4 protein-coding genes and 1 other RNA gene are annotated in these 3,313 nt (G+C 63.1%); all 5 read left to right on the forward strand.

Features of this window, described 5'->3' with window-relative positions; translation table 11 throughout:
• The first annotated feature begins 179 nt into the window (after window positions 1-179).
• Window positions 180-275, forward strand: an RNA gene (gene ffs / locus ACI38Z_RS04110) — signal recognition particle sRNA small type.
• Between the two features lie 124 nt (window positions 276-399).
• Window positions 400-1,059, forward strand: coding sequence for a DedA family protein (locus ACI38Z_RS04115; protein WP_439788918.1), 660 nt, complete (start codon window positions 400-402; stop codon window positions 1,057-1,059).
• A gap of 184 nt (window positions 1,060-1,243) precedes the next feature.
• Window positions 1,244-1,474, forward strand: a complete 231-nt coding sequence (locus tag ACI38Z_RS04120) for a hypothetical protein (protein ID WP_439788919.1) — start codon at window positions 1,244-1,246, stop codon at window positions 1,472-1,474.
• A gap of 211 nt (window positions 1,475-1,685) precedes the next feature.
• Window positions 1,686-2,114 carry an Hsp20/alpha crystallin family protein gene (locus ACI38Z_RS04125; protein ID WP_439788920.1) on the forward strand — a complete coding sequence of 143 codons (429 nt, stop codon included), beginning with the start codon at window positions 1,686-1,688 and terminating at the stop codon, window positions 2,112-2,114.
• A gap of 437 nt (window positions 2,115-2,551) precedes the next feature.
• Window positions 2,552-3,262 (forward strand): deoxyribose-phosphate aldolase, encoded by a 711-nt coding sequence (deoC, locus tag ACI38Z_RS04130; protein ID WP_439788921.1) that lies wholly within the window; start codon window positions 2,552-2,554, stop codon window positions 3,260-3,262.
• The last annotated feature ends 51 nt before the right edge of the window (window positions 3,263-3,313 follow it).

The following is a 3,313-nucleotide window of genomic DNA, read 5'->3' on the forward strand; positions in this document are numbered from 1 at the left end:
GACCCAATTCGCATATCCGGATATGCGATTTTTGCCCGGCGCCACGGTGCACGGTGCGGGTCCGCCCCCTCCGACCGCTCGTGGAGGGCGTGTGCCCGCGCCGTGGCTTTTTGGTGGTGTCGCGGCAGCGCGCTGCAGCCCGCCATCAGGATAGGTACAGTATCAACCTGTGAGTGTGCTCGATGGGTTCGGGCGACGTACTGTTCCGAACCTGGTCAGGACCGGAAGGTAGCAGCCATAAGGAGCCTCGGGCGGGCGCCCGTTCCCATCGAGCACACTGTGTACGACGCCCCAAACCGCGCAAGCGGCAAGGGGTGTTGTTGTAAGAAGAGGTTGCGGACCCGCCCGATCGCGAGCCCTGGCACGCGGTGGCGCCGCCAAAGGTAAGGATTTTCTCGCATGGGATTCGTGAACTTTATCGTCGAGCTGATACACGATCCGCGCACGGCCATCGCCAGCGCGATCGCGGCGGGCCCGCTGTTTGCATATGGCTTCGTGTTCCTGATCGTCTTCATCGAGACGGGCGTCGTGTTCTTCCCGTTCCTTCCGGGTGACTCGCTGCTCTTCGCGTCCGGGTTCTTCGCGCACAACGGTGGCTTCAACATCTTTGCGCTGCTTGGCGTCGCGTGGGCGGCGGCCATCCTGGGCGACCAGTGCAACTTCATGATCGGTCACTTCTTTGGCCAGAAGATCGTGGCGTCGGGCAAGGTAAAGGCTATGACGCCGGAGCGCGTGAAGAAGACCGAGGACTTCCTGGACAAGTGGGGCCACCTCGCCGTCTTCCTGGGCAGGTTCTTCCCGTTCATCCGCACCTTCGTGCCGTTCCTCAGCGGCATGGGCGGCATGCACTGGCGCAACTTCGTGATATTCAACGTGCTGGGCGGCATCTGCTGGTCCACGCTCTTCACGCTCATGGGCTACTTCTTTGGCGGCATCCCCGCCGTGCAGCAGCACTTCGAGCTGGTCATCGTGGGCATCATCCTGGTGTCCGTGATTCCGGCCGTCGTCGGCCTGATCAAGGCGAAGCTCGGCAAGAAGGCTGAGGCCGAGGCAGAGTAGCGCAAGGCAGGGGCGAGAAGAGCGACCGCGCCGCGCCGGCAGGCGTTCGCAAGGGGTGCCCGTCCTCCGTTGGGAGGGCGGGCACCTTGCTTGTCGCAACCTTGCGTACGCAGTGCGTGCGAGTGGACTATCGTTTACCTGTTAGGACTTGAGTCCCGCCGGTCGGCGGGCGTGAGGAGGACGCGTGAGCGAGGATTCCAAGAGCGAGGGCATGGCCCAGGCGGAGCGCGAGCGCAGGCTCGAGCGGTACGAGGCGTTTGCGGCGAGCGTGCGCGAGGACTACGGCACGACGCAGCGGCAGATGGACGACCTGCGGGCGCAGGACCGCGTGAAGACGGCGACGTACCGGCAGCTCTACGCATACAAGTGCACGCTGGGCGAGATTCTGGACCGGCTGGAGGAGTGCGGCCTGTAGGGTGCGTCGAGACGCGATCGCACGCTCTTCTCGCCATGGACGGGTCGTTTGGTGGGTCGAATCTAAGTCGAATCGACTTAGAAAGAATTAGCGAGAACGACTCAAAAAATCTTAGAAATCATGTTTAAGTTCCCTCCGGGTGGTTACATATAACAGTGAACCCAAGGAAGCCCAAAGGAAGGGCGTCGAGCCAAATGAAGGAGTGGTAACAATGGCAGGCATGGTTCCCTATAGCGACTACGAGAAGGCACTTCGCAGGGCTTGGCCGTTCGCAGCGATTGACGACTTCTTCGCACCGCTGGCTGTGACGGATGCTGACGCATTCAACATGGACGTCGAGGACGCGGGCGACAAGTACGTTGTCAAGGCCGAGCTGCCGGGCGTCACGAAGGACCAGATCGACGTCGAGCTGAACGAGGGTCGTCTCTCCATCAGCGTCGACAAGAAGGAGTCCGACGAGGACAAGCAGAAGAACTACCTGCAGAAGGAGACCTCGGAGTGGCAGGCAACCCGTGGCGTGTATCTGAAGGATGCGGCCAACGAGGGCATCAGCGCAAAGCTCGATGGTGGCGTGCTGACGGTCGACGTCCCCAAGCAGGAAGAGAAGAAGACCAACGTCACGAAGGTCACGATCGAGTAGGCGCGCAAGCGCTAGGTGACCGGTTCTGACGAGCTGAGCACGAGGTAGTTCGCAGCTAGGTGAAAGGTAAAGCCGATTGGACGAAGGAGGTCGAGGCGAATGAGAGAGGCAATGGCTTCTTCGCGCACGCGAGGTTTCGAGCTGCCAAGGGGTTGTCGCGAACTCAGGTGGCGTCGATTCCCGGGGACCCACGGCGCCGTGAGATCCTAGGAAGACGCGGACATGGCGGGAGTGCCCCGCCGGCGCGATTTGGCGCGCGCACTCGCGCATGCGCACAATCGAATAGGACGCGAACCATCCATACGGGGCGGTACCGAGAGGTGCCGCCCCGTTCTTGTGTATCGAGGATGTGCCGCCGTCCACGGATGGTCGCGCGCCGCCCGCGTGAGATGCTTCGTATAATGCGCGTGTCAAACCCGATACGAGACGGAGGTCCCATGAGGAGCTACACCCTGGACGACCTGGCACGCCTGGTCGACCACACCAACCTGCACCCCGACGCGACGCGCGAGGACATGGAGCGCCTGTGCGACGAGGCGAAGCGCTACCACTTCAAGATGGTCGCGATCAACTCCGTGCAGTCCGCGCTGTGCTCGCGCCTGCTGGCCGGCACCGACATCGACACGGGCGCCGCGATATCCTTCCCGCTGGGCCAGACGAGCATCGCGTGCAAGGTGTACGAGACGATGGACGCGATATCCGCCGGCGCCAACGAGATCGACTACGTGGTCAACCTGACCGAGGTCAAGGCGGGCAACTGGGCCTACGTGGAGGACGAGATGCGCCAGATTGTGGACGTGTGCCGCGACGCCGACGTCCCGAGCAAGGTGATCTTCGAGAACTGCCTGCTGACTCAGGACGAGAAGATCAAGCTCTGCGAGGTCGCGAGCCGCGTGCTGCCCACCTTTGTGAAGACGAGCACCGGCTTCAGCACGGGCGGCGCGACCGTGGAGGACGTGCGCCTGATGCGCGAGCACGTTGACCCGCGCGTGAAGGTGAAGGCCGCGGGCGGCATCCGCACGGCCGACGCGTTTTTGGACATGGTGCGCGCGGGCGCCGAGCGCATTGGCTGCAGCGCGGGCGTCCCGATCATGGACGAGCTGCGCCGCCGCTTTGAGGAGCAGGGCATCACGAGCATCGAGCTGTAGGGCCGCAGTTGGCAGACAACTGCACGTAGGCATGCGCGGGCGAGAAGGGCG

Origin of the sequence: Parafannyhessea sp. (assembly GCF_051876455.1) — a bacterium.
GTDB lineage: Bacteria > Actinomycetota > Coriobacteriia > Coriobacteriales > Atopobiaceae > Parafannyhessea.

Bases quoted from the DNA above. Each gene is read 5' to 3' on its own strand.
- ACI38Z_RS04115 (WP_439788918.1), top strand. From the start codon at position 400: ATGGGATTCGTGAACTTTATCGTCGAGCTGATACACGATCCGCGCACG.
- ACI38Z_RS04125 (WP_439788920.1), top strand. From the start codon at position 1,686: ATGGCAGGCATGGTTCCCTATAGCGACTACGAGAAGGCACTTCGCAGG.
- deoC (WP_439788921.1), top strand. From the start codon at position 2,552: ATGAGGAGCTACACCCTGGACGACCTGGCACGCCTGGTCGACCACACC.